The sequence below is a fragment of the Rhodobacteraceae bacterium S2214 genome (assembly GCA_025141675.1).
In the GTDB taxonomy this organism is placed as follows: Bacteria; Pseudomonadota; Alphaproteobacteria; order Rhodobacterales; family Rhodobacteraceae; genus Yoonia.
The window spans coordinates 2,585,219-2,607,038 of record CP081161.1; the positions used below are offsets into that span (position 1 = coordinate 2,585,219).

Sequence of the window (21,820 nt, forward strand, 5' to 3'; positions counted from 1 at the left end):
GTCTAATCTCCATACAAGCGGCGTGTGTTACCACCATCTTAACAGCTAGGGATCGGGCGCAAACTGCACCTTTCATCCCCCCACGGGGCATAGATAGCCCATTTGTGCGGAATCTGATAAGAAAATGTGAATTCATACAGGCCGCCGCCTGTTGCGATTACTCCTCTGCGAAGGCTTTGGCCTGAGAAACCCAGTCATCCCGAATGATCCGGCCTTTGAATTTCAGGCGATTATCGACCCACTGAATTTCGTCGGACGTCCATTTGGCGATCTGATCAAAATGGTAGAAACCAAGGTCGTTCAACACGCCTTCCAGTTTCGGGCCAACACCGCTTATCCGTTTCAGATCATCTGCCCCGCCTGCACGGGCTGCGGTCAGAACCTCTGGTTGCTTTTCAGGACCGTCTGCCGCAGCGACAGGCGCTGGCGCTGCTTTGGCCTTAGCGGCAGCATCGGTCTTACCCTTTGTCGCAGCAGGCTTTGCGGCCGGTTTTGTTTTTGGCTTCGCCTTTGACACGGGTGTATTTTCCGCATCGGCGATTTCTTCTTTGCGTCGTTCTTCGGCTGCGCGCGCTGCTGGCGTTTTCTTCGCATCAGCCGCATTTTCAGCAGCTGTTTTCTTTGGCGCAGCTTTCTTTTTTGCGGCAGGTTTGGTTTTCACTTCACCATCCAACCAAGGCGTCAAAATCGGCACTTCGGTTCCATCGATCCGTTTGACCGTATCGCCGATGTCTGTCGCCAATTGCACAGATGCGTTGTATTTGGTTTTGCCGCTATCGTATTCAGTCAACGATGTCAGACCCTTAAGCGGTTCAGCCGCGTAACGGCCGTTCTGCGGACCCGGTGTCGGGACCTTGCCGGCAGCCAGTTCGTCGATGATTTCGGACAGGCGTTCAGCGGTTAGGTCTTCGTAGTAGTCTTTGCCGATCTGAGCCATTGGCGCGTTTGCGCAAGAGCCCAAACATTCGACTTCTTCCCATGAAAACTTACCGTCGGCGGACAGTGCATGCGCTTTATCCGCGATCTTGTCTTTGCAGACACCGATTAGATCTTCCGCGCCGCAGATCATGCAAGATAGCGTGCCGCAGACCTGAATATGCGCCACAGTACCAACAGGTTGTAGCTGGAACATGAAGTAGAACGATGCCACTTCGAGCGCTCGGATGTAGGCAAGGCCCAGCATTTCCGCAACATATTCAATCGCCGGACGAGTCAACCAACCTTCCTGTTCCTGCGCACGCCACAGGATAGGAATAATCGCAGATGCCTGCCGCCCTTCTGGGTATTTCGTCGTCTGAGCTTCGGCCCATTTCTGGTTCTCAGGCGTGAAGGCGAAGCTTTCGGGCTGATCAGGGTGTAGTCTACGCAGCATCTTAGGTCTTCCGGTTCAGATCGGGGCAGCAGCCGTTAGCAGGCCGCAGGCCGTTAAATACAGTTGTTTGACGACAGACGGACAGTGTCCGTGCCATCCGGCGCAAGTACGCCATCAGTTTCAAGTGCGACGGTCAGTGTCGCAAGCTGGTCTTGGTTGATCGAAGCTTGGGACATGATCGGACCAATTGTTGCGATGTTGATCACGCAGCCGTTGGCTTCGATCGCCGCGACAAAGCGTTCTTTGTCCGACAGTTGACGTGTCGGTGCTGACGCTTCTTGCGTGCCGGAACACGCCACCAATGACAGGGCGGCAATAATAGCAAATCCGGATTTCATCATGATCTTCATCCCCTACTCTTTATAAAAATCAGCGGTCAATTTCACCGAACACGACGTCCATCGTCCCGATGATCGCGGCAACGTCAGCCAGCTGGTGGCCCGTTGCGACGTGATCCATCGCCTGCAGGTGCAGGAAGCCCGGCGCACGCAATTTCGCGCGGTACGGTTTGTTGGACCCGTCCGCCACGAGGAACACGCCGAATTCGCCTTTTGGTGCTTCAACAGCCGCGTAGGTTTCACCTGCTGGGACGTGGAACCCTTCGGTGTATAGTTTGAAGTGGTGGATCAACGCCTCCATCGACGTTTTCATCTCGCCACGTGTTGGCGGTGTCATTTTACCGCGTGCCATCACGTCACCCTTTTCATGGCGCAGCTTTTCGCAGGCCTGACGGATGATGTGGGTCGACTGGCGCATTTCTTCCATGCGGCACAGGTAACGGTCGTAGCAGTCGCCGTTTTTGCCCACAGGCACTTGGAATTCGAATTCATCGTAGCATTCGTAAGGCTGCGCGCGGCGCAAATCCCATGCGAGCCCAGAGCCGCGAACCATCACGCCCGAGAAACCCCAGTCTTGAATTTCTTCTTCGGTCACAACGCCGATATCGCAGTTCCGCTGTTTGAAAATCCGGTTTTCGGTCAGCAGCCCGTCGATGTCGTCGATAACGCGCGGGAATTCCACGGCCCATTGGTCGATGTCTTCGATCAACTGATCTGGCAGGTCCTGATGCACCCCACCCGGACGGAAATAAGCGGCATGCAAACGCGCACCACAGGCGCGTTCGTAGAACACCATCAGCTTTTCGCGCTCTTCAAAGCCCCAAAGCGGTGGCGTCAGCGCACCCACGTCCATCGCCTGTGTCGTGACGTTCAGCAGGTGGTTCAGCACGCGGCCAATTTCGGAATAAAGCACACGGATCAGTGACGCACGACGCGGCACTTCGGTGCCTGTCAGCTTTTCAATTGCAAGACACCAAGCGTGTTCTTGGTTCATCGGCGCCACGTAGTCGAGACGGTCGAAGTACGGCAGGTTTTGCAAGTACGTCCGGCTTTCCATCAGCTTTTCAGTGCCACGGTGCAGCAGGCCGATGTGCGGATCGCAGCGTTCGACGATTTCGCCGTCGAGTTCAAGCACGAGACGCAAAACGCCGTGTGCCGCAGGGTGTTGCGGGCCAAAGTTGATGTTGAAGTTACGGATCTTCTGTTCGCCCGTCACCGCATCGGTTGAGCCGTCATCGTAGGTGTTTACCCGGATATCGCCGTCCATCATGTCAGGACCTCTCTGTTTTGGTGCCAGCGGTCGGGCAGTTCGCCCATCAGCCGTTCAACGTAATCATAATGTGGGATCAGCATCTCGCGCACGAGCCGCGCACGGGATGGATCAAGTTCAGCGGGTTTTGACGCGTGGATTACACGATCAAAGTCCCCAACGCGCGGGGCCAGCCCCAGAAACGCGCAAATTTTGTCAACGGACGCCTGCGTGAACAGGCCTTCGTAGAATGCAACATGCAGACGATCTCGCGGGATCACGTTCAGAATACGAGTCAGCATCCCTGTGTAATCGGACCGTTTTGCAACGCCGTTTTCATCGCCCTTCAGCAGGCGATCAAAAAGATGGTTCGCCTTGTCGGACAGAGTTTCCCCGTCTTTCACGCGCCAGCCTGCCATCATACGCAGATTAGACCACAACCGATCCAGCGGGTCACGCAGCAGCATCACAAATCGCGTATCCGGCGCCATGTCGCGCATGCGGACCAGTGTTGGTTCATTCATCAAACCGTAGGCCGGTGTGATGTCCCCAACAAGTTTCACGTCACTGCCAGCGTCGCGTGTCAGAAAATCTGTGTAGCCGGTATGATCCGCCCCACCCGTCTTCATCACTTTGATCCACGCTTCGACTTCATCAATGCGGCGATCAAGACGCGCTGCCTTGGCTTTGTCAGCCAACAACGTTTTCGCAAGCAGATCAGCGCGGACTGTTTCCAGCCGGATGATTTCCTTTTCGCGATGCTTGGGCACGGCGCGGTCAAAGTAGTGCAGTTCTTTGATATTCGGCAAAGCGCATTGCGGATGGTCGCACAGGTAACGGTGAAGCCAGGATGTCCCTGCCTTCGTCGCACCTAGACCAAACATCAGCGTTTTGTCGTCCATCAAGGATTAACCTTTTGCCTCAGCGTCTGCTTTGTCATCCCCCGGAAGGATGTATTCGGCCCCTTCCCACGGTGACATAAAGTCGAACTGACGGTATTCTTGGACCAGTGACACCGGTTCATAAACAACGCGCTTTTGCACTTCGTCATAGCGGACTTCGGTGTAGCCAGTCGTCGGAAAATCCTTGCGCAGCGGATAGCCACGGAAACCGTAGTCAGTCAGGATACGACGCAGATCAGGGTGGCCTGAAAACAGGATGCCGTACATGTCGAAGATTTCGCGTTCAAACCAGTTCGAAGACGGGTGCACGGAAATGATCGACGGCACCATGTCTTGTTCGCGCACCTGTGTTTTCAGGCGGATACGGTGGTTCTGGTACATCGACAGGAAGTGGTAGATGACGTCGAACCGCTTTGCACGGCTTGGGTAATCAACGGCTGTGATATCCACGAGGGACGAAAACTGGCAAGAACCGTCCGTTTTCAAGAATTCCACGAAGGACACGAGGTTGGACGCGGATACGTTCAACGTCAGTTCATCGTTCGTGACGTCCCACGACAAAACGCAATCAGGGCGTTTCAGTTCGATGTGTTGGCCAAGTTGTTGGAGTGCTTCGGTCATCACCTTACCTCACGATTGTGCCGGTGCGGCGGATTTTACGTTGCAACTGAAGGATACCGTACAGCAGCGCCTCGGCGGTTGGCGGGCACCCCGGAACATAGACGTCGACAGGGACGATCCGGTCACAGCCGCGCACAACGGAATAGCTGTAGTGGTAGTAGCCGCCGCCATTCGCACATGACCCCATAGAGATCACATAGCGTGGCTCTGGCATCTGGTCGTAAACTTTACGCAGCGCGGGCGCCATTTTGTTGGTCAATGTGCCGGCCACGATCATCAAGTCAGATTGACGCGGGGAGGCTCGTGGCGCTGTCCCGAACCGTTCAAGGTCATAGCGTGGCATCGACGTGTGCATCATTTCGACCGCGCAGCAGGCCAACCCGAAGGTCATCCAGTGCAAAGAGCCGGTCCGCGCCCAGTTGATCATGTCCGCCGTGGATGTGACCAAAAAGCCCTTATCCTGCAATTCTTGGTTCAAAACCTGAGTCGCGTGCTCTTTGTCGGCGCCAGCGTCATTCAATCCCGTAGCGATACCCATAACGATGCCTCTTCTTTGATCGATCATGTGCCACCTGCAGATGCGGCACAGCTTCGCGATTGGGAGTATGCGGCACGCCCGGAAAGGTCAAGCCGACAGTGGCCCATCGCAAGGGGTGAATTTAACATTATCGAGGCAAATAAAGTATGAACGTCAGGCGGTTATACCCAAGCGAAACACTCAAGTATAACCGCCCAGCGGCGTCAAGTCGCACGCACAACCGTCATCATGCGCTGCGCTTTTTCTGGAGGGCATCGACCGCCTCTTCCGCGAAATCCGTCCGGAGCTGGTATTGGCCAGACGCCACGATGAAATCCGGTGCATCAAAGTTAATGATCGAAAAGGTTTGGCGCAGATGTGTGCCTGAGATCGGGATATAATCAGGGTCTTCGCCCGTCATTTTGTTGTACAGGCGGCCACCGAACCAACGGCTTCTTCGCTTTGCCGCAATCGCGACCTGTTTACGATAATGCAGTATCTGAAGCAGGCCGTCGTCGTCGTGCGCAATGACATCCGCCGCTTTGCTTGCTGCGGACATGACTGACCCAAGCCCCGCAGTTGCGGCGTCAGATATGCCTGATTGCGTTGGCGACGGCCCCGCGACTATTTTCATAATTGGTTTGTTCATTAGGCGACATTAACCGACCGCATACACACGCTCAACGGGTGTCTTTCCCCTTCGCCTTCACACGAAAAAAGCCGCCCAAAATCTTGAGCGGCTTTCAAATTCACTGGGATGTCGCGAATGGGGTTATTCCCACTCAAGCGCGCCCTTTTTCCATTCGTAGGCAAAGCCCGCTGTCAGTACGCCCAAGAACACCATCATGGACCAGAAACCCACCATGCTGACGTCTTTAAACGCCACCGCCCATGGGAACAGGAACGCGACTTCGAGGTCGAAGATGATGAACAGGATCGATACGAGATAGAACCGCACGTCGAATTTCATCCGCGCATCGTCAAAGGCGTTAAACCCACATTCGTATGCAGACACTTTTTCCGGATCAGGATTGCGGACCGCAACAACGGCCGCTGCAAGGATCAAGATCACGCCCAGCGCAATCGCGAGGCCCAAAAAGATCATAATCGGCAAATATTCAGTCAGCATCTCTTGCACGGGTGGTCCTTTCCCTAACAGGCAGGGGATGACCCCGCCTCTCTTGGCTGGCTGACACTTACCCTTGGCATCCGGAAGGGTCAACGGGTCGGACGCCCGGATGCGTTCAAAATTTTCTGCGACCTTTGTCCGTTTGTTCATCGGATCGAAAGCAATGATGACAATCGCACCCGCGCAAGGCAGAGTTTCGTGATGGACGACACATTGCACCATTTTGCCGTCTCGTTGCCCACCCATGTGGCCGACACCCCGATTGCGACCATTTGGAAAGTCACACAGGCGGATGGCACGCCAGCGGCGCTCAAGGTGTATAAGGATGGATCAGCTGGGGAAGAGGAACCGGGATTCGCCTTACTGCGCGCGTGGGATGGGCGTGGGGCTGCAAGGCTGCTGGGGCGCGCGAAAGGCGCTGCCTTGTTAGAATGGCTCGACGGTCCGACATTGGGCGATATGGTGAGGGACGGATCGGAGGAAATAGCGACGATCGAGCTGGGCCAAACTGCACGTCGACTGCATGCGCAAGTTCCGGTGTTGACTACCCCCCTGCCATCGCTGGCGGACCGGTTCAACGCGCTGATGACCGCCCGTTATGCAACCACATGCCCGAAGGCGACGCAGGTCACGATTGATGCCGCACGTGGCCTCGCGGCCGAACTGTTGTACAGTCAAAAGGGCATCCGCCCACTGCACGGCGATCTGCATCACGATAACATCAAAGGCAGCGCGCGCGGGTTTCTTTCGTTTGACGCGAAGGGCGTATTGGGGGATCGGACCTATGATCTGGCGAACGCGCTGCGCAATCCTATTGGCGCGGAAGACCACTATCGTCAGCCTGCCGTTATTCAGCACCGCGTGAAGATATGGGCCGCCGCGTTCGACGTATCAGAGCTTCGATTGCTGCAATGGGCCGCGGCGCATGCGGCCCTGTCGTTGGCTTGGACGAACAACGGGCTATTCGATCAAGAAGAACCGTCCGAAATCGCCCTTATCGATCAATTCCTGACCTTTGCGCAGCAAGCAACACGGGCCTAGGCCCAGCGCGGTTTGCGCTTTTCAAAGAACGCGGCGATTCCTTCTTGCGCTTCATCGCTGGCCCATTGCGCCAACAAGGCCGCGATACTGCGATCCATTGTGGCGGCATCAATCTTGGGGCCGTAACTGCGGGCGTAAGCCTTGGCAGCAGCCACCGCACCCGGGGCGCACGCCAAATATGGATCCACTTCGCGTGCGATAGCTGTAACCAGATCGGCATCCGCCACAACGCGGCTGACGATCCCAAGATCCTTCGCCTCGTGCGCACCAAAACGACGGGACGACATGAAGACTTGGCGCGCGCGACCTTCTCCCATGCGGGCCATCACGTACGGCCCGATAGTAGCGGGGATAAGTCCGAGCTTTGTCTCGGTCAGGCCAAACATCGCACCCTCACTGGCCACGACCACGTCGCACACGCAGCACATGCCCACACCGCCGCCAAATGCATCGGCGTGCACGCGACCGATCAACGGCTTTTTCATACTGTTCAGGGCCTGCAACATGCCCGCGATCCGGCGCGCTTCAACCGTTCGTGCAGCGTCGTCCGCTTCCATCTGGGCCCGCATCCAGCCCAAATCGCCACCAGCACAGAACACCCCGCCTTCCGCCGCCAGCACCACAACGCGCACGGCGTCATCCGCGTCAAGCTGGGCGGCCATTTGCGTCAATTCGTCCATCATTTGTGCAGATAGGGCGTTGCGCTTTTCAGATCGCGCCAACGACACCGTCGCCACACCGCGCGCATCAACTGCTAGTTTCACGTGATCCATCTTTTATCCTTTCATGCTGCGGGCCAAAGCCGCAGCCTGCGCAATAACGTCCCCGTCAACGCCTGTTGTGTATCCAAGCGCTGTGACATGGGCCAAAACCGCTTCTGTGGCGACATTGCCGGGCGCACCGGGTGCGTAAGGACAACCGCCAAGACCGCCGACTGCACTATCGAAATGGCGCAGCCCTTTACCCAGTGCGACGCTCACGTTTTCCAGCGCCTGCCCGCCTGTATCATGGAAATGTCCGGCCAATTGATCTGCAGGCGCAATATCCAGAGCTGCATCCAGCATCGTCGCAACACGCGCAGGTTCGCCACGACCCAACGTGTCGCCAAGCGACACCTGCATCGGGGCAACGGCACGCAAATCGGCAACGGCCTTCGCAACTGCTTCGGGCTGAGTGGGCCCATCAAACGGGCAATCGGTGATACAAGACACATAACCGCGGACCGGAACACCTGCCGCCTCTGCCGCGCGCACAACGGGTGTCAGGCGCACAATCGATTCCGCCACAGAACAATTCAGGTTGGACTGACTGAACCCTTCAGAGGCAGAGATAAACACAGCCACCTCAAACGGACCGTCCGCAAAGGGGGCGAAGCTCTCCCAGCCGCGCATGTTGGGGACCAAAACACCATATGTACAACCGGCCACGCGCGTCATCTTAGCCAGAACGTCCGGCGTATTGGCCATCTGCGGAACCCATTTGGGGCTGACGAAAGACCCGACTTCGATATCGGTCAAACCAGAGGTCCCCAGCAGATCAATCAACGCGACCTTGTCCGCAACCGAAATCACTCCCGGTTCATTCTGTAACCCGTCACGCGGGCCAACCTCGTGGATCGTCACATGTTCAGCCATCGTGCAGTCCCATTTCTTTTGGTCTTAAATATCTCGGGGGTATGGGGGCTGGCCCCCATGTCTTCTCCAGCAACATCCGCCACATCATTTTTCAACCGGCCACGGTGGGTAGAAGTCTTTGGCATAAAGCGAGGGCTCGCCTTGCGGCGGTAGCGCCTTTTGAAAAGCCTCCCGCGTGGTCAATCGGTTGTACCAAGCTGTCACTTTTGGAAAGGCGTCCAGCGTCACAAAGTGTGTCGCCATATAGACGGCCTGTCCCACGCCGATGTCCGCCGCAGAAAACCCGCTGCCCAACAGATAACCTGAATTTGTAAGCCCCGTCTCGACCGTGCCAATTGTCTTCGCCAAACGGCGGGCTTCGAGGTTCATAACAATTGGGCTGCGCATGTGGTCTTCAAAGAGCGCCACGTGTTGTTGGGTCAATGCCGCGCAATGCTGGCTGATCGTTTCGGCAAAATGGATCCAATTGAGCCAAGCGTATCGTTCCGGATCACCGACTAGCCGCCCCAAGCCCGCGTCAGGCGCATATTCGCTGAGCACTTCGGCAATAGCGCCGCTTTCAAACAGCACCTGCCCGTCGATTTCGAGCGAAGGGACGCGCCCCGCAGGGTTCAGTGCCAGATATGCCTCTGATTTGATCGATGCGTCGAAGGGATAGACCTGCAATTCGAACGGCACACCTAATTCATGCAACAGCCAGAGGCTCCGCATCGACCGTGTTTGGTGGCAATGATGCAGCCGGATCATGGTGCCTCCCCATCCGCCGCTTCCAATGTGACCAATTCGGCCCCTGCCACGACTTGGTCGCCCAGCGCCGCGCCGAGTTTTGCGACCACGCCATCGCGCGGTGCGCGCAGCACGTGTTCCATTTTCATCGCTTCAAGCACCACAAGCCGGTCGCCTTCGGACACCGCTTGCCCGACGGTCACAGCAACGTCCTGGATGAGACCCGGCATCGGGGCCATGACCGCATCACCGCTACCCACAGAGCTTGCCCGCGCGAGCGGATCAACGATATCGAAACAAGTCGCAGTGCCCCCAAAGACAGTCACCTGTCCAACATGACGAACAGCTTTAGGAAGCGCCCTCGCAGCGCTGCGCCAACCGCCCGTCCTGCGTGTCAGACCGACGGTCCCGAATGGTGTTGTCACGTCACAGGTATTGCCATCGGCAAAGGCCACCACAGCATCGCAATCATCGTCGCCCAATCGCAAGTGGACGGTTTGCGGGAGCGGCTGCCACAGCGCAAAGCCGGTCATCGGTCCATCTGCAGTCGCGAGGTCTGCCGCACAAAACGCAGCAGCCGCCACATCAAGTGCCGTCGGATCGTCTTGCGCGGTCAGCACGTCGATGTCCCGCGCGATCAGGCCTGTATCCACATCGCCCGCCGCAAAGCCCGCGTGCCGTGACAATGCGCCAAGGAAACCCACATTGGTTGTCGTGCCCGCCACATGGGTCGCGGCCAAAGCATCACTCAACTTGCGCAAAGCGGTCGTCCGGTCTGGCCCATAGGTCGTGACCTTGGCAATCATCGGATCATACCACGGTGAAATCGTATCGCCTTGGGTGACGCCGCTATCGATGCGGGCAGTGTCAGGGAAAGACAGATGCGACAGCGTCCCGATTGCGGGCAAAAAGCCTGCGGGGACATCTTCGGCGTAAAGACGCGCCTCGAACGCATGACCTGTGATCGACAGATCGTCCTGTTGTATCGGAAGCCCCTGCCCCGATGCGACCAGCAATTGCCACGCGACCAGATCAACGCCGGTGATGGCCTCGGTCACGGGGTGTTCTACCTGTAGGCGCGTGTTCATTTCCATGAACCAAAAGCCGTCAGGATGAAGACCGTTTGATCCGTCCACGATAAATTCGATCGTGCCGGCCCCTGCGTAGCCAATTGCCTTTGCAGCGGTGACCGCCGCATCGCCCATGGCACTGCGCATCGCATCGGTCATGCCGGGCGCTGGGGCTTCTTCGATGACCTTCTGGTGGCGGCGTTGCAGCGAACAGTCCCGCTCGAACAGGTGCACCGCATCGGTTCCATCGCCAAAGACCTGCACTTCGATATGACGCGGGCTTTGGATGTATTTTTCGATCAAAACGTCAGGATTGCCAAAGGCGGTTTTCCCTTCGGCCTGCGCGGAGTTCAGATTTTCCAGAAAATCTGCGGCCTTCTCAACCAAGCGCATGCCTTTGCCGCCGCCGCCCGCTACGGCTTTGATCAGCACAGGATAGCCGATCTTTTCGGCCTCTGCCGCGAGCAGGTCTGGGTTCTGATCCGCCCCGTGATAGCCCGGCACAACGGGCACGCCCGCTTTGATCATCAAAGCCTTGGCCGCGTCTTTCAGCCCCATGGCGCGGATCGCGTCGGCGCTTGGCCCAATGAATGTCAGGCCCGCCTTGGTCACCGCATCCACGAAATCGGGGTTTTCGGACAAAAAACCATACCCTGGATGGATCGCTTCCGCGCCGGTATCCAACGCTGCCTGAATGATCAGGTCACTGCGCAGGTAGCTGTCAGCGACAGGGGCCGGTCCGAGCCGTACCGCTTCATCCGCGTTCCTGACATGCAGCGCATCCGCGTCCGCATCTGAATACACAGCCACCGTTTTCACGCCCATATCGCGGGCCGTCCGGATAATGCGGCAGGCAATTTCGCCACGATTGGCTATGAGGATTTTGTTAAACATCAGGCGCACCATGTCTGTCTTTGGCCGCCTGCGTAAGCGCGGGCATGGCCTGCTGAAATCATGTCGGCAGCCAATGGCCGCCCATCTACAAAACCGCGGATCAAAAGGCGGCCATATCGGTCTTCACCATCGCGGACGATTTTTACCTCACCGGCCTGCAACAGCATCACACGCAGGGCCCATTTGGCCTGAAGTGCCGCCGCTGCCTCTGCCGGACATTGCGGCGAAAAAAGCTCTGGCGTGTCGAACCCGGCCAACCGTGCCCGCCTTGTCCCATCCGTGGTCATCACCGTCACCGTATCCCCGTCGACCACCCGCAAAATGCGAACGTCCCCCGCAGCATCAGCAGTCGTTTTTGTGAACCCGATCACCGCGTCAAACAGGGTCGGCAGAATAAAGAGCCCTGCCGTGCTGAGCACAATGACCCGCTTGAGATAGCGGACCGGATCAGCCGCACGCCGCGCTTTGCGCTGTGGGCGTTTCGGGGGCAGCCCCATATCGAACTTGGGCGCACGCCGGTAATCGCGACTGAATGGCACCACTTTGCGATGATCCTTGTCGCCCATCACATCCGAAACACGCCGAACCGCGTGTCCTCTATTTCTTTGTTCATGGCCGCCGCGAGCGACAGCGCCAGCACCTCGCGTGATTTGCGCGGGTCGATGATCCCGTCGTCCCAAAGCCGCGCGGATGCATAAAGCGGGTGCGATTGTTCGGCGAACATATCGATGGTGGGCTGCTTGAAGGCGGTTTCTTCCTCTGCCGACCATTCCTGCCCGGCGCGGTCCATCGCGTCGCGTTTGACGGTCGCCAGCACCCCCGCCGCTTGTTCACCGCCCATCACGGATATCCGCGATGTGGGCCATGTCCACATAAAGTCCGGCGAATAGGCGCGTCCGGCCATGCCGTAGTTGCCTGCCCCGAATGATCCGCCGATGACCATCGTGATCTTGGGGACGTTGGTCGTGGCGACAGCCGTCACCATCTTGGCCCCGTGCCGCGCGATGCCTTCGTTTTCGTATTTCTGCCCGACCATAAAGCCGGTGATGTTTTGCAAAAAGATCAAAGGGATTTTGCGTTGCGAACAGAGTTCGACAAAATGCGCGCCCTTTTGCGCAGCTTCCGAAAACAGCACACCGTTGTTCGCGATAATCCCGCAGGGCCAGCCGTCGATGTGGGCAAAGCCTGTGATCAATGTCTCGCCAAACCGCGCTTTGAATTCGTCGAAACGGGACCCGTCGACGATCCGTTTGATGACCTCTCGGCTGTCGTACGGCGTGCGTAGATCAGCGGGCACCACGTCGAACAGCGTTTCTGGGTCCAGCGTAGGCAATTCCGGCACCTGCCGCGTTGCTGCATTCACGGGTGGCAACGCGCAAGACGCCACCGCTTGCCGAACCAGCGCCAGCGCGTGCGTGTCGTCTTCGGCCAAATAGTCCGCAACGCCCGATAGGCGCGTGTGCACGTCCCCGCCGCCAAGGTCTTCGGCTGACACCACTTCGCCCGTTGCGGCTTTCACCAAAGGCGGACCCGCAAGGAAGATCGTCCCCTGCTCTTTCACGATAATCGACACGTCCGCCATCGCGGGCACGTAGGCCCCGCCCGCCGTACAAGACCCCATCACGGCTGCGATCTGCGGGATGCCTTTCGCGGACATCTGGGCTTGGTTGTAGAAGATGCGGCCAAAGTGGTCGCGGTCGGGAAAGACTTCGTCTTGGTTCGGCAGGTTCGCACCGCCAGAATCCACCAGATAGACGCAAGGCAAATGGCAGCTTTCTGCGATTTCCTGTGCGCGTAGGTGTTTCTTGACGGTCATCGGGTAGTACGTCCCGCCTTTCACCGTCGCGTCGTTGCACACGATCATCACCTGACGCCCCGACACGGTGCCGACGCCTGCGATTACACCCGCACAGGGCGCCGCCCCGTCATACATACCATGCGCTGCCGTCGCCCCAATTTCCAGAAACGCAGACCCCGGATCAAGCAGGTTAGCGACACGATCACGAGGTAGCATTTTGCCGCGCGACACATGCCTTGCGCGGGATTTTTCACCGCCACCTGCAGCTGCCGCTTGCGCAGCAGTCGCAACCTCGGCCAATGCCGTTTCGTGTATTGTTCTACTCATGGCGTATTCCTTGCTAAGTCGCGCAACGCGAGCGCACGGCTGGCGGTCATCGTCAATTGGCAGCTTGCGGATACAACGGACCGGATCGTCCCGCCGATCCAGCGTTGGTATCGCATTGCACAATCCGCATCGCGAAAGGCAATCCACGCGCGTTGGGCGTCGCGCAAGCTAATCGTTAAATCGTCACCGCCCACGTCATCGAATAACGTGCGGGCCTTGGCATATTCTTCGTTTAATATCGCGTCCCACACGGCGGTTTCCGCGGACAAGCAATCGACGATCCCGATGGTTGTGCTGCCACCCGGCAGGGCCTGACAGTCATTTGCGGCATCCATAACGCATTGCGGAATGTCTTCCCAAGCAGGTGCGCTATCGGCGCAGGCGCGAATTTGAACTTCGGAGACCGTGAGGGTCTGGCCGGAGACAGGCAGTGGCGCCAATCCCACTGCGATAATGATCCCAAGACGCCGCATCATAGGCCCAAAGCCGTGCTTTGCAGCCGAAACGTCTGCTCTGCCGTCAATTGCGCAAGGCAATCAATGTGAACCAACTGCCCCAAGGTGCCACCATCAAACTGGCGCTGTTCATAGGCGCAAGTGGCATCGCGGTAGGCGATCCACGCCCGTTGCATTTGCACCAAGCGGTCCACCATCGACACGTCATCAAAGCTGGTGCCGTTGTCTTGCTTGTCCAAGTCCTGTGCGAGGTCATGCACGATGCCGTATTCTGCGTTCAGCATGTCATCGAACAGGTCATATTCGAACCGCAGACAGGCTGTCATGCTGCGTGTGTTGAAGCCACCTACTGACGCATCAGCGCAGGCGTCGGCCGAAAGACCAATACATGCGCGCCTTTCCACAATTGTGCCCGCATCAGCGAGGCAGGACGTTGTCGCGTTCTGGTCATAGGCTGCGTCTTGCGCTGTAGCCGTGACGGGGAATGCGACGAGCGCCGCAGCGCAAATCAAGTGGCGTATCATGCTTTTGGATCCTGTGACGTTTCAGACCCGCGCAATTGCCCGCGTTGGCCTGCAAAATAAGAATAGATAATCCCGCTTGGATGCGTACATCGCACGACCAACCGAACATCGGTTCGCAAATCTGGCACGGCAAGGCAGTCGGATACATCCGCTCCGTCCCCGTGATCATCGACGTAGGCCTGGGCAAACTGCGTGATAATTTGCGTTTCAGTCACCGGCTGGCCCAGTTGCAACCCCAGATAACCGGCCATAATGGCCAGTGCTGCGATAGGTGCGATGATCCAGCGGCGCGTCATTCCTATTGGCCCCGTGCGTTCAGGAACAGCATTTGCCGCGCGGTAAGTTCCAGCATGCATTGCGCGGCCGCGGGTCCGGCGCCCGTCCCACCAGCCCACTGAATGCGTTCCCAATCACAAGCCAGATCGCGGTACTTGATCCAGGCCCGCTGCATATCGCGCATGACTTCGTCGGGGTTCGGGAACGCGGGGTTAACATCTCGCAAATGGACGCCAAATTCGCGCTGTTGCTGGAGTACGATCGCATAGGCTTCGTTCAGGCGGTCATCCCAGTCCTGCCATTCCGCCGACATGCACATCCCGTAGCTGACATTAGAACTACCGGCCTCACCCTCGATGCAAATCGCGGCCCCGAGACCGATGCAAGTAGACGGGTCGCCCCCGCCCATCTCGTTATTTTCCAAACAAACTTGCAGGATTGACGGATCGTAGGCCTCGAAACTGCCCTGTGCGCTTGCAGGCGAGACAGCGACGGCCAAAACTAAAGCGATCCACTTCACCCCATCGTCCCCATCAACTCGCGCCCCACCAACATGCGGCGGATTTCGGATGTGCCTGCGCCGATCTCCATCAGCTTGGCGTCGCGGAACAACCGCGCGACAGGCGCGTCGTTCAAGAACCCTGCCCCACCCAGCGCCTGTACGGCTTGGTGGGCTTGTTTCATCGCCTCTTCGGATGCGTAAAGACAGCAGGCTGCTGCGTCTTGGCGGGTGACGGTGCCGCGATCGCAGGCTTTCGCGACTTCGTAGACGTAGGCACGCGCCGAATTCATCGCCGTATACATATCGGCGATCTTGCCCTGCATCAGTTGGAAATTCCCGATGGGCTGGCCGAATTGTTTGCGGGTGGACAGATACGGCATCACTTCGTCCAGACAAGCCGCCATGATCCCAAGGCCGATGCCCGCCAGCACCACACGTTCGTAATCAAGACCGGACATCAGGACGCGGACGCCTTTCCCTTCTTCGCCAAGCACGTTGTCGAACGGAACCTGCACATCGTCGAAGATCAGCTCTGCAGTGTTCGACCCGCGCATCCCGAGTTTGTCGAAATGGGGGGATGTGCTGAAACCGGTCATTTCCTTTTCGATCAGGAAGGCGGTGATCCCTTTCGATCCGGCGTCTTTGTCGGTTTTGGCATACACCACCAGTGTGTCCGCATCCGGTCCGTTAGTGATCCAGTATTTATTACCGTTCAAACGGTAGTGATCGTTCCGCTTTTCCGCGCTCAGCGTCATGGACACAACGTCTGACCCAGCGCCCGCTTCGGACATCGCCAATGCGCCGACATGTTCGCCCGAGATCAAACGCGGCAGGTATTTGGCCTTTTGTTCTTCGGTACCGTTCAGCTTGATCTGGTTCACGCACAGGTTCGAATGGGCACCATAAGACAACGACACTGACGCGCTGGCCCGTGCGATTTCTTCAATGGCGACGGTGTGCGCAAGATAGGACATGCCCGCGCCACCGTAAGCTTCATCCACCGTCACGCCCAATAGGCCGAGTTCGCCCATTTCCGTCCACAACGCTGGCGGGAACAGGTTATCCGCGTCGATCTGCGCCGCCATCGGTTTGACGCGCTCTTGCGCCCAGCCATGCACCATATCGCGCAGTGCATTGGTATCTTCGCCCAAATCAAATGTCATTGATCCATGGAACATCGCGCGACTCCCCCCAGAAATTTATTGAACGCTTGTTCAATTGTATGCAGAGCCTGCTTGCCGCGTCAACAAACATTCGTCTTGCAGGTGGGAACCAAGTGCTAACTGATCAGTTGAACCTGCATGAAAAAGCTAATGATCGCCGCCCTCACCCTGTTTCCATTCACTGCATCTGCGGATGAAGTGGGCCGTGTCGGCGTTGATTGGGTGGGCAACGACATTATTATTGAGGCCATCCAAGACCCCGACGTGACAGGCGTGACCTGCCACATTGCCTATTTTGAACGGTCGTTCTTTGACCGGATTTCAAACGGCAATTGGTTTGAAGACCCGTCAAACGCCAGCATCGACTGCCGCCAGACCGGCCCTATTGTGATCGGGGACATTGACCGCAGCGACGACGGCGAAAACGTATTTCGCGAACGCCAGTCGATTGTACTGAAGTCTTTGCGGGTCAAACGCATTTTTGATCAGGAAAACAACACGCTGATTTATCTGGCGCATGCGTCCGAGCTGAGCCAAGGGTCCGCGAAGATGTCGATCTCGACGATCCCGTTGTATCAGGCCGATTGATAGACTGCTGACACCTCTGACCGGATGATCCGTGCAATCAGCGCACAATCGTCGATGCTAAAGGTAAGCGGCAGACGCATGTCGATGATCCCTTTCAGGATACGATCGCTTTGCGGCATCGGTTCGGATGGTGCGTATTTCCACGAATCGTAGCGCGACGTGAAGCCCGTGGGTTCTGCCCCGCCGAACCATTTCAGCGCGACACCGCGTGCTTCACAGCGTGCGATGACGTCGGCGATGGCCGCGTCGCTCCAACCCAACAACAAAAACTGATGGGATGACGCGACAAAGCTTTCTTGTGGCGGACGTGGCACCAGTGTCAGCCCCGGCGTATCGGCGAGGCCTTCGTCGACAACCGCATAAAGCGCATTCCAGCGGTCACATTGCGTCTGCAAATCCTGCAGTTGCGGTCGCAAGATTGCTGCCCGCAGATTGTCCATCCGGCCAGAAATATTGGGCGTTTCATATTTGATCTGCGCGAAGATCTCGGGCGGCGGCGCTGCGCGGTGCTTTTCGAACAGCATATAACTGCCCGACAGCATGATCGCCCGCGCCATACCTTCTGCATCGTCAGAGATCAGCAAGCCGCCTTCGCCGGAATTCACGTGTTTATAGGTCTGGGTGGAATAGCAACCGAATTTGCCCCAACGCCCTGACGGCACACCGTTCCACGCGGCCCCCATCGTATGTGCGCAATCTTCGATCACGACGACGCCCGCCGCATCGCACATCGCCATAAGCGCATCCATGTCGCAGATATGGCCGCGCATGTGTGAGAGCAAAAGCACCTTGGCTTGGTCCAGTTTGGCCGCCAGATCGTCAAGATCAATCACAAGGCTTTCGGTCACGCCCACAAAGACAGGCACGCCACCCACAGCCGCAATCGCACCTGGAACGGGCGCAAGCGTGAAAGCGTTGGTCAAAACGCGGTCGCCGTGTTTCACACCGCAGGCCCGCAGCGCAGTCGTCATCGCATAGCCGCCAGAGGCCACGGCAAGGCAATATTTGGACCCGACTTGTGCGGCGAATTCCTCTTCCAACAACGCGGCTTCGGCGATTTCATCGCCATGCGTGTTGTAACGGTGCAAACGCCCGCTTTGCATCACAGCCATGGCGGCCTTGATCCCCGCGTCAGGGATCGGTTCTTGCTGGGTGAAACTACCGTTGAATCGCTCTGTCATGGCCCGATTTGTGCAGAGCCTTTGGAACAGGGTCAATCGAAAGTGCGGCGGTGAAGCAGCGGTTTGCATAAGCTGAGCCGGTGTTTCAGGGAAACTGATTGCGGGTCGGCAGGTGGAAAGCAACTTTGCAAAGAAACGACAAAACGGAAGCGCCCGCAACGGACAGCGGAAATAATCCGATAGCAACGCATGCTGAATCATGCACCAAAAGCTGTCTTCTTCAGTTCATGAAGTCCAGTGTGCCAGGGACAGACCAGTGAGATGTTCGATTTGACGGCGTTCGCTTTGGTATCTGCTTGCAAGAGCATGCGCTGTGTCCGCGCATAGCACGGGAACCGGACGCGGAGGTCCTTCGAGGAATTGGCGAAGCTTTGCCCTAAGACGCGGGGGCATCAATCGCTTGAGCAGCGCTTGAGCCGCTCCTGGATGTTTCAATCGACGTGCCAACCCAGGGCGGCCAGGCACTTCGGCTAAATCTTGGGTCGAGTTGACCCGTTCATTTCGAACCAAGCTATTCGGTTCAATGCGCAGATGTTCACAGATCTGATGCCAACAGTGTTCTGGGGTGGATTGTAATTCTTGATATTCCAGAACAAGTATCTGTTCTTTGGGGAATACGGCAAAGTATTTTTCGATCTGTGACAGATAGTGACCATAGGTCGCGTAGCCATGGCCCGGGCTCCATCCCTCACGCAGACGCTGCTCTTCTTGCGCGAGCGCCTCTTCGAAAGTTTCACAGGGTTCAAGACTATCGCGCACATGGTGCATGAACTGAGAGAACGCCCGTTCAACCGGATCCCGCAGAAGAATGATAATTCGCGCATCCGGGCATGCCGCTACGATCCGCTCTGCTGCATAGTCATCCAACAGGTAAACCGGCGAGATGTCCCCTGTTAGCCTTGTGCCTGCTGCCTCGTACAACTTGGCATAGCTTTCAAGTTCTACGGTGATTTGCCTGACGTAATCCGGATCATAGGGACCGTTCGTCGGAATTGCAGAATTGCCAGCATAGGCGAAGTAGCTCGGTTCTTTAACAGTAGGTAAGAACACTGCTGGATGCGACCGTAACCAATGATAGACCGCCGTAGTTCCAGCTTTCGGTGCTCCAACCACGAAGAAATTTGGGGAAAATTGAGCGTCAGATTTTAACATATTTCAGACATCGCACATTGGCCCAACTTTTCAGTTATCGAATAGCATAGGTCAGTCGATCTTATGGGGTAAGCCACTATACTTTCGAATAGCTTATTCTTTAATTTAGGGCTGCCGTATGACTACATCCCATTCTCAGCAGTCATTTGTAGGGCCAAATCCGACGGAAGCTTTGTTTCCAGAGCAGACTTTAGCGCGCGCCGCACTCCTTCGACATTGCCCTTGCCGCTACCCGATTAAGCGGCGCACTTCTGCGTGCAGCTCGTCGAAGTGCCCGATAAGCCCTTCGGGGTTGAGGTCTCGCACTTCGTCATCTCCCGGCCCAAAAGTCACAAGGATCGACGGCCGGCCTGCGTTGGCAGATGTTTTGCGGTCTGTCAGCGTGTCGCCCACAAGCAGGGATTTGTCGATATGCCCCCCTGCGCGGCGAACCGTTTCGAACAGGTGTTCCGGATCGGGTTTGCGGACCGGCAATGTGTCCGCCCCCAGAAGGGCCGCGAATTCATCACGCACACCGAGGCTGTTCATCAGCGTCTCAGCCAGTCCTTCGGGTTTATTCGTGCAGATCGCCACGACATAGCCGTCGTCCTTCAATGCCCGCACCGCATCCATCGCGCCGGGATACAGCACCGTATGGCTGTCGATGTCCTGTGCGTAAGCGTCGAGCAGTGGTTGATATTGGCGGTCGACTTCGTCTTCGCCGTAGCCATCAACCCGCGAAAACCCAAGGCGTAGCATTGCACGTCCACCCTTGAGCGCAGTCCCACTGTCCGCAGGTGTCAGCAGATCACCCAGACCTAGGTCGCGAAAACAGGTGTTGGCCGCGGCAAGCAGATCGCCGCTGGTATCCGCAAGCGTCCCATCAAGATCGAAAATCACTGTACGCATGTCCGTCTCCATCACCGTTTACCCTTCTGTAACGATGTGTAAGGCGAAGTGAAGCCCCAACACTTGCGGTAGCCTCCGTCTCAGGTAGAAGGGCGCAAAAGGGTTTAGGGCGGTATTATGAGCACAGCATTGATCATTCTTGGCGCGGGCATGGGAACGCGGATGAATTCCGACCTGCCCAAAGTGCTGCACAAAATTGCGGGTGCGCCGATGTTGGTGCACGCAATGAAAGCAGGTGCATCACTCGAGCCTGAGAAGACAGTGATCGTTGCGGGCCACGGCGCGGAAAAAGTGACAGCCGCCGCAGTCGCGTGGGACCCAGACGTTGCGACGGTACTACAGACCGAACAATTGGGCACGGCCCATGCGGTCGCACAGGCCAAAGACGCGCTTGATGGTTTCGACGGTGACGCGCTTGTGTTGTACGGTGACACGCCGTTTATCCAACCCGAAACGCTGGAATCGATGGCCGCAGCGCGTAGCAGTCATGATGTCGTTGTTCTAGGGTTTGAAGCCGCTGATCCGGGGCGTTACGGTCGTCTGGTCACTAACGGTGACACGCTGGAACGGATCGTTGAATTCAAAGATGCGACGGATGAGGAACGCGCTATAACGCTTTGTAATAGCGGCGTGATCATGGCAAAGTCTGACGTCTTGTTTGATCTGATTTCAAAGGTCGGCAATGACAACGCATCAGAAGAATACTACCTGACCGACATCATCGGCATTGCACGCGATCAGGGCCTGTCCGCCACGGTCGTTAGCTGCGACGAGGCGGAAACGCTCGGCGTGAATTCACGCGCGGAACTGGCTGGCGCAGAGGCACAATTCCAGAGCCGCGCTCGCGCCGCCGCGCTTGCGGACGGGATCACCTTGTCCGATCCGGACACGGTCTATTTCGCCCATGACACCGTCATTGGTCGCGACACGATTATTGAGCCAAACGTCGTCTTTGGCCCCGATGTGACCATTGAATCCGACACGACAATCCGCGCGTTCAGCCACCTTGAAGGATGTCATGTGTCACGCGGGTCGATCATCGGCCCCTACGCCCGTTTGCGCCCCGGCGCAGAGCTGGCCGAAAACACTAAGGTTGGCAATTTCGTCGAAATCAAGAATGCGCAAATCGCGGCGGGCGCGAAGGTGAATCACCTGTCCTACATCGGTGACGCGACAATCGGCGAAAAAGCAAATATCGGCGCGGGGACAATCACCTGCAATTACGATGGCTTTTTCAAACATCAGACGACCATTGGGCGCGAGGCGTTTATCGGGTCCAATACGATGCTCGTGGCACCTGTCACTGTCGGCAATGGCGCGATGACGGGCAGCGGGTCTGTGATTTCCGACGATGTGCCGGATGGCGCGCTTGGGCTTGGCCGTGCGCGGCAAGTGACCAAAGCAGGTTTTGCGACAAAATTATTTGATATGCTGCGGGCACGTAAGGCCAAGCAGTCGAAAGGACATTAAGAC

General features: G+C 57.3%; 25 protein-coding genes. 3 read left to right on the plus strand and 22 right to left on the minus strand.

Annotated elements, in window-relative coordinates:
* Window positions 1-157: 157 nt before the first annotated feature.
* The 8 genes from K3729_12970 to K3729_13005 form a co-directional block, all read right to left on the minus strand.
* A complete protein-coding gene (locus K3729_12970; GenBank protein ID UWQ98361.1) occupies window positions 158-1,372 on the minus strand; it encodes an NADH-quinone oxidoreductase subunit E in 1,215 nt (404 codons plus the stop codon).
* A gap of 53 nt (window positions 1,373-1,425) precedes the next feature.
* Window positions 1,426-1,722: a hypothetical protein gene (locus K3729_12975; protein ID UWQ98362.1), complete on the minus strand. Its 297-nt coding sequence runs from the start codon at window positions 1,720-1,722 to the stop codon at window positions 1,426-1,428.
* A gap of 19 nt (window positions 1,723-1,741) precedes the next feature.
* Complete coding sequence (locus tag K3729_12980; GenBank protein ID UWQ98363.1) at window positions 1,742-2,980, minus strand: NADH-quinone oxidoreductase subunit D; 1,239 nt, start codon at window positions 2,978-2,980, stop codon at window positions 1,742-1,744.
* The gene (locus K3729_12985) at window positions 2,977-3,861 is read right to left on the minus strand and encodes a sulfotransferase (protein ID UWQ98364.1); all 885 of its coding nucleotides are present in this window, start codon (window positions 3,859-3,861) and stop codon (window positions 2,977-2,979) included. The genes K3729_12980 and K3729_12985 overlap by 4 nt, the downstream gene beginning before the upstream one ends.
* Window positions 3,862-3,867: 6 nt before the next feature.
* The gene (locus tag K3729_12990; protein UWQ98365.1) at window positions 3,868-4,482 is read right to left on the minus strand and encodes an NADH-quinone oxidoreductase subunit C; all 615 of its coding nucleotides are present in this window, start codon (window positions 4,480-4,482) and stop codon (window positions 3,868-3,870) included.
* A gap of 4 nt (window positions 4,483-4,486) precedes the next feature.
* Window positions 4,487-5,020: an NADH-quinone oxidoreductase subunit B gene (locus K3729_12995; protein UWQ98366.1), complete on the minus strand. Its 534-nt coding sequence runs from the start codon at window positions 5,018-5,020 to the stop codon at window positions 4,487-4,489.
* Window positions 5,021-5,246: 226 nt separating this feature from the next.
* On the minus strand, window positions 5,247-5,648 hold the full coding sequence (locus K3729_13000) for a hypothetical protein (protein ID UWQ98367.1): 402 nt from the start codon (window positions 5,646-5,648) through the stop codon (window positions 5,247-5,249).
* A 123-nt stretch (window positions 5,649-5,771) separates the two neighbouring features.
* Window positions 5,772-6,137, minus strand: coding sequence for an NADH-quinone oxidoreductase subunit A (locus K3729_13005; GenBank protein ID UWQ98368.1), 366 nt, complete (start codon window positions 6,135-6,137; stop codon window positions 5,772-5,774).
* A gap of 192 nt (window positions 6,138-6,329) precedes the next feature.
* Between K3729_13005 and K3729_13010 the strand changes: the two genes are divergently transcribed.
* Window positions 6,330-7,169 (plus strand): aminoglycoside phosphotransferase family protein, encoded by an 840-nt coding sequence (locus tag K3729_13010; protein UWQ98369.1) that lies wholly within the window; start codon window positions 6,330-6,332, stop codon window positions 7,167-7,169.
* Here K3729_13010 and K3729_13015 read toward each other — a convergent pair.
* The 11 genes from K3729_13015 to K3729_13065 all read right to left on the minus strand — a co-directional run bounded on the left by K3729_13015 (window position 7,166) and on the right by K3729_13065 (window position 16,553).
* Entirely contained in the window at window positions 7,166-7,942 is a 777-nt protein-coding gene (locus tag K3729_13015) for a crotonase/enoyl-CoA hydratase family protein (GenBank protein ID UWQ98370.1), read from the minus strand. The two genes, K3729_13010 and K3729_13015, sit on opposite strands and share 4 nt — an antisense overlap.
* A 3-nt stretch (window positions 7,943-7,945) precedes the next feature.
* Entirely contained in the window at window positions 7,946-8,803 is an 858-nt protein-coding gene (locus tag K3729_13020) for a hydroxymethylglutaryl-CoA lyase (protein UWQ98371.1), read from the minus strand.
* 84 nt (window positions 8,804-8,887) lie between these two features.
* The gene (locus K3729_13025; protein ID UWQ98372.1) at window positions 8,888-9,550 is read right to left on the minus strand and encodes a glutathione S-transferase family protein; all 663 of its coding nucleotides are present in this window, start codon (window positions 9,548-9,550) and stop codon (window positions 8,888-8,890) included.
* Window positions 9,547-11,493 carry an acetyl/propionyl/methylcrotonyl-CoA carboxylase subunit alpha gene (locus K3729_13030; GenBank protein UWQ98373.1) on the minus strand — a complete coding sequence of 649 codons (1,947 nt, stop codon included), beginning with the start codon at window positions 11,491-11,493 and terminating at the stop codon, window positions 9,547-9,549. Before K3729_13030 ends, K3729_13025 begins: the two co-directional genes overlap by 4 nt.
* Window positions 11,493-12,059, minus strand: a complete 567-nt coding sequence (locus K3729_13035) for a thermonuclease family protein (GenBank protein ID UWQ98374.1) — start codon at window positions 12,057-12,059, stop codon at window positions 11,493-11,495. Before K3729_13035 ends, K3729_13030 begins: the two co-directional genes overlap by 1 nt.
* Window positions 12,059-13,618 carry a methylcrotonoyl-CoA carboxylase gene (locus tag K3729_13040; protein ID UWQ98375.1) on the minus strand — a complete coding sequence of 520 codons (1,560 nt, stop codon included), beginning with the start codon at window positions 13,616-13,618 and terminating at the stop codon, window positions 12,059-12,061. Before K3729_13040 ends, K3729_13035 begins: the two co-directional genes overlap by 1 nt.
* Window positions 13,615-14,094, minus strand: a complete 480-nt coding sequence (locus K3729_13045; GenBank protein UWQ98376.1) for a lysozyme inhibitor LprI family protein — start codon at window positions 14,092-14,094, stop codon at window positions 13,615-13,617. The genes K3729_13040 and K3729_13045 overlap by 4 nt, the downstream gene beginning before the upstream one ends.
* Window positions 14,091-14,597 carry a DUF1311 domain-containing protein gene (locus tag K3729_13050; GenBank protein UWQ98377.1) on the minus strand — a complete coding sequence of 169 codons (507 nt, stop codon included), beginning with the start codon at window positions 14,595-14,597 and terminating at the stop codon, window positions 14,091-14,093. Before K3729_13050 ends, K3729_13045 begins: the two co-directional genes overlap by 4 nt.
* The gene (locus tag K3729_13055) at window positions 14,594-14,893 is read right to left on the minus strand and encodes a hypothetical protein (GenBank protein ID UWQ98378.1); all 300 of its coding nucleotides are present in this window, start codon (window positions 14,891-14,893) and stop codon (window positions 14,594-14,596) included. The genes K3729_13050 and K3729_13055 overlap by 4 nt, the downstream gene beginning before the upstream one ends.
* A 2-nt stretch (window positions 14,894-14,895) precedes the next feature.
* The gene (locus tag K3729_13060) at window positions 14,896-15,393 is read right to left on the minus strand and encodes a DUF1311 domain-containing protein (protein UWQ98379.1); all 498 of its coding nucleotides are present in this window, start codon (window positions 15,391-15,393) and stop codon (window positions 14,896-14,898) included.
* Complete coding sequence (locus tag K3729_13065) at window positions 15,390-16,553, minus strand: isovaleryl-CoA dehydrogenase (protein UWQ98380.1); 1,164 nt, start codon at window positions 16,551-16,553, stop codon at window positions 15,390-15,392. Before K3729_13065 ends, K3729_13060 begins: the two co-directional genes overlap by 4 nt.
* 123 nt (window positions 16,554-16,676) lie before the next feature.
* On the opposite strand from K3729_13065, the gene K3729_13070 reads away from it, so the two are divergent.
* Window positions 16,677-17,126 (plus strand): CreA family protein, encoded by a 450-nt coding sequence (locus K3729_13070; protein ID UWQ98381.1) that lies wholly within the window; start codon window positions 16,677-16,679, stop codon window positions 17,124-17,126.
* On the opposite strand, the gene K3729_13075 is transcribed toward K3729_13070, so the two are convergent.
* The 3 genes from K3729_13075 to K3729_13085 form a co-directional block, all read right to left on the minus strand.
* Complete coding sequence (locus K3729_13075) at window positions 17,114-18,307, minus strand: DegT/DnrJ/EryC1/StrS family aminotransferase (protein ID UWQ98382.1); 1,194 nt, start codon at window positions 18,305-18,307, stop codon at window positions 17,114-17,116. The two genes, K3729_13070 and K3729_13075, sit on opposite strands and share 13 nt — an antisense overlap.
* Window positions 18,308-18,532: 225 nt before the next feature.
* Window positions 18,533-19,459: a sulfotransferase gene (locus K3729_13080; GenBank protein UWQ98383.1), complete on the minus strand. Its 927-nt coding sequence runs from the start codon at window positions 19,457-19,459 to the stop codon at window positions 18,533-18,535.
* Window positions 19,460-19,687: 228 nt separating this feature from the next.
* Complete coding sequence (locus K3729_13085) at window positions 19,688-20,347, minus strand: HAD hydrolase-like protein (GenBank protein ID UWQ98384.1); 660 nt, start codon at window positions 20,345-20,347, stop codon at window positions 19,688-19,690.
* Window positions 20,348-20,464: 117 nt separating this feature from the next.
* On the opposite strand from K3729_13085, the gene glmU reads away from it, so the two are divergent.
* On the plus strand, window positions 20,465-21,817 hold the full coding sequence (gene glmU / locus K3729_13090) for a bifunctional UDP-N-acetylglucosamine diphosphorylase/glucosamine-1-phosphate N-acetyltransferase GlmU (protein UWQ98385.1): 1,353 nt from the start codon (window positions 20,465-20,467) through the stop codon (window positions 21,815-21,817).
* Window positions 21,818-21,820: the final 3 nt, after the last annotated feature.

Excerpts from the sequence above, each read along its gene's own strand:
- K3729_12970 (UWQ98361.1), bottom strand. The coding sequence starts at position 1,372 with ATGCTGCGTAGACTACACCCTGATCAGCCCGAAAGCTTCGCCTTCACG.
- K3729_12975 (UWQ98362.1), bottom strand. The coding sequence starts at position 1,722 with ATGAAGATCATGATGAAATCCGGATTTGCTATTATTGCCGCCCTGTCA.
- K3729_12980 (UWQ98363.1), bottom strand. The coding sequence starts at position 2,980 with ATGATGGACGGCGATATCCGGGTAAACACCTACGATGACGGCTCAACC.
- K3729_12985 (UWQ98364.1), bottom strand. The coding sequence starts at position 3,861 with ATGGACGACAAAACGCTGATGTTTGGTCTAGGTGCGACGAAGGCAGGG.
- K3729_12990 (UWQ98365.1), bottom strand. The coding sequence starts at position 4,482 with ATGACCGAAGCACTCCAACAACTTGGCCAACACATCGAACTGAAACGC.
- K3729_12995 (UWQ98366.1), bottom strand. The coding sequence starts at position 5,020 with ATGGGTATCGCTACGGGATTGAATGACGCTGGCGCCGACAAAGAGCAC.
- K3729_13000 (UWQ98367.1), bottom strand. The coding sequence starts at position 5,648 with ATGAACAAACCAATTATGAAAATAGTCGCGGGGCCGTCGCCAACGCAA.
- K3729_13010 (UWQ98369.1), top strand. The coding sequence starts at position 6,330 with ATGGACGACACATTGCACCATTTTGCCGTCTCGTTGCCCACCCATGTG.
- K3729_13015 (UWQ98370.1), bottom strand. The coding sequence starts at position 7,942 with ATGGATCACGTGAAACTAGCAGTTGATGCGCGCGGTGTGGCGACGGTG.
- K3729_13020 (UWQ98371.1), bottom strand. The coding sequence starts at position 8,803 with ATGGCTGAACATGTGACGATCCACGAGGTTGGCCCGCGTGACGGGTTA.
- K3729_13025 (UWQ98372.1), bottom strand. The coding sequence starts at position 9,550 with ATGATCCGGCTGCATCATTGCCACCAAACACGGTCGATGCGGAGCCTC.
- K3729_13030 (UWQ98373.1), bottom strand. The coding sequence starts at position 11,493 with ATGTTTAACAAAATCCTCATAGCCAATCGTGGCGAAATTGCCTGCCGC.
- K3729_13035 (UWQ98374.1), bottom strand. The coding sequence starts at position 12,059 with ATGGGCGACAAGGATCATCGCAAAGTGGTGCCATTCAGTCGCGATTAC.
- K3729_13040 (UWQ98375.1), bottom strand. The coding sequence starts at position 13,618 with ATGAGTAGAACAATACACGAAACGGCATTGGCCGAGGTTGCGACTGCT.
- K3729_13045 (UWQ98376.1), bottom strand. The coding sequence starts at position 14,094 with ATGATGCGGCGTCTTGGGATCATTATCGCAGTGGGATTGGCGCCACTG.
- K3729_13050 (UWQ98377.1), bottom strand. The coding sequence starts at position 14,597 with ATGATACGCCACTTGATTTGCGCTGCGGCGCTCGTCGCATTCCCCGTC.
- K3729_13055 (UWQ98378.1), bottom strand. The coding sequence starts at position 14,893 with ATGACGCGCCGCTGGATCATCGCACCTATCGCAGCACTGGCCATTATG.
- K3729_13065 (UWQ98380.1), bottom strand. The coding sequence starts at position 16,553 with ATGTTCCATGGATCAATGACATTTGATTTGGGCGAAGATACCAATGCA.
- K3729_13070 (UWQ98381.1), top strand. The coding sequence starts at position 16,677 with ATGAAAAAGCTAATGATCGCCGCCCTCACCCTGTTTCCATTCACTGCA.
- K3729_13075 (UWQ98382.1), bottom strand. The coding sequence starts at position 18,307 with ATGACAGAGCGATTCAACGGTAGTTTCACCCAGCAAGAACCGATCCCT.
- K3729_13080 (UWQ98383.1), bottom strand. The coding sequence starts at position 19,459 with ATGTTAAAATCTGACGCTCAATTTTCCCCAAATTTCTTCGTGGTTGGA.
- K3729_13085 (UWQ98384.1), bottom strand. The coding sequence starts at position 20,347 with ATGCGTACAGTGATTTTCGATCTTGATGGGACGCTTGCGGATACCAGC.
- glmU (UWQ98385.1), top strand. The coding sequence starts at position 20,465 with ATGAGCACAGCATTGATCATTCTTGGCGCGGGCATGGGAACGCGGATG.